The sequence below is a fragment of the Pseudoalteromonas sp. SG41-2 genome, from assembly GCF_014164535.1.
Lineage (GTDB): Bacteria > Pseudomonadota > Gammaproteobacteria > Enterobacterales > Alteromonadaceae > Pseudoalteromonas > Pseudoalteromonas rhizosphaerae.
In genome coordinates this window covers 1-632 of the sequence record NZ_JACJFK010000111.1, presented here as the reverse complement: position 1 = coordinate 632, position 632 = coordinate 1, and the positions used below count along the sequence as shown (strand labels likewise).

General features: G+C 38.1%; 1 protein-coding gene and 1 pseudogene. Both read right to left on the bottom strand.

Going from position 1 to position 632, the window contains the following annotated elements; translation table 11 throughout:
* A partial coding sequence (locus H5186_RS22680; RefSeq protein WP_182795056.1) for a DUF2931 domain-containing protein occupies positions 1-371 on the bottom strand: 371 nt, incomplete at its 3' end.
* A gap of 46 nt (positions 372-417) precedes the next feature.
* Positions 418-632: pseudogene (locus H5186_RS22675) on the bottom strand (DUF2931 domain-containing protein); the annotation flags it as partial.

Below are 632 nucleotides of genomic sequence, written 5' to 3'. Positions count from 1 at the left end.
TTCTTAAATACCTCACCTGTCGATAAAGTAAAATAAGGGAGAGATTTAGCTAATTTGTAACCTTTTTTGTCTATTGCAACTTCACCAAAGTAAATTCTATTTTCTGACTTATCTAACCATTCAACCGCGACTTTTCCTGGGAATACCCTATCATATACTCCAACCATAGCCCCCGCTGTGGCTCTGCAGCAAGACATAGTTCCTGCGGGTACATCCCACTGGTCATCAAACTTAATTAAAGTCACGAATATATCATTACCTTCATCCGTTGAACCCGATACAACCATATAATCTATTTCACCTGTTGTTGCACAACCGCCTAGTAATACAGCAAACAAGCTAATAAGAAGTAATTTTATGATTTTGTCCATAATCTATATCCATTTAAGTTCAAGCTGCCCTTGAGGAATAGCTTAGTTACTTATTCTTACGCCACTGTGCTTGCCCAGAGCCAAGCTCGTGTAATACACGGCCTGTTCTATTTCTGTCAGATCGTGCATTTGATAACCATACTTTTATCTCGCCACTATCCCCCATGCCAACAATTAAATAAGGCCTGATATTTTCTTCTACTTCTCCTGTGCTTATCCATGCATAAGCAGGTAAATTTTTAGCTAATTTATAACCATTTT